The organism is Rhodovulum viride, from assembly GCF_003265965.1.
Taxonomy (GTDB): Bacteria; Pseudomonadota; Alphaproteobacteria; order Rhodobacterales; family Rhodobacteraceae; genus Rhodovulum; species Rhodovulum kholense.
Map to the genome: position 1 here is coordinate 1 of NZ_MUAV01000114.1, position 963 is coordinate 963.

A 963-nucleotide genomic window follows, 5' to 3' on the forward strand; every position below is an offset into this window, starting at 1 on the left:
CTGGCCGCGAAGCTGACCCGGGGCGAGGACCCGGTGGCGGCGGTCTTCGACCGGGCGGCCGAGGCGCAGCTGGCCGCGGCGGCCGATCCGGCCGGGATCGAGGCGAAGGCCGCCGATCTGGCCGCGCGCGAGGCGGCGCTGGCCGCGCGCGAGGCCGCCCTTGCCGCGGCCGAAGCCAAGGCCCAGGCGGGCGCACCGCCGAAGCAGGGGAAAGCCCCCGACAAGGCCCCCGACAAGGAAGCCGCCAGGGAAACGGCCGGGGCATGATCCTGGAAACGGATCCTCCGCTCGGTGTCAGTGTCGAGGCGTATAAACGCGCCTCGCATTGGGAGGGCGATGCGGACAATTCCCGGATCGAGGCCTGTCTGGCGGCGGCGCAATCGGCGGTCGAGACCGCCACCCGCCGCCCGCTGACCCTGCGCCGGGTCCGGTTCGAAACCGCGGCCGGACAGGGGCGCCGCTGGTGGGTGCCGGTCGCGCCCGCCCGCGAGCTGCTGGGCGTGACCTGGTCGGACGGCGAGATGGGCGCGGACGCCGCCCGGCTTCTCTTTGCCGACAGCGAACCGCAAATCCTCTTTGCCGAGGGCGCGCTGGCGGCGGTGCCGGATGGCGCGCCCCTCTCCATCACGCTTTCCGTGGGGCCGGACATCGTGCCGCCGACACTGGCCCAGGCGGTGATCCTGATCGCGCGGGACTGGCTGGAGGCGGGGATCGCCATCGAGACGGTGGAAAGCCCCCGCATCGCCTTCGGCGCGCGGGCCTTGATCCGTCAGGCCCGTTACCGGCGGCCGGGCATCTGGTGCCGCCAATGAGCCCGCGTCTCGACCGGCGCGTCACCTTCGAGCGCCAAGGCGCGGGGCGCAACGCGCTGAACGAACCCACGGGCGCCTGGGAAAGCCTCGCCACCTTCTGGGCCGCGCGGACCGATCTGACCGAGACCGAACGCGCCGCGGCGGGCCAGAT

Annotated in this window: 2 protein-coding genes; both read left to right on the forward strand. The window is 74.0% G+C overall.

Annotated elements, in window-relative coordinates; translation table 11 throughout:
• Positions 1–267: hypothetical protein (locus BYZ73_RS23125; RefSeq protein ID WP_220086885.1), on the forward strand; the 267-nt coding region annotated here is incomplete at its 5' end.
• Positions 264–812 carry a head-tail connector protein gene (locus BYZ73_RS21295; RefSeq protein WP_112317581.1) on the forward strand — a complete coding sequence of 183 codons (549 nt, stop codon included), beginning with the start codon at positions 264–266 and terminating at the stop codon, positions 810–812. The genes BYZ73_RS23125 and BYZ73_RS21295, both read left to right, overlap by 4 nt.
• Positions 813–963 lie beyond the last annotated feature (151 nt).

What these genes read in the sequence shown, in the direction of transcription:
- BYZ73_RS21295 (WP_112317581.1), top strand. Translation starts at nt 264, where the DNA reads ATGATCCTGGAAACGGATCCTCCGCTCGGTGTCAGTGTCGAGGCGTAT.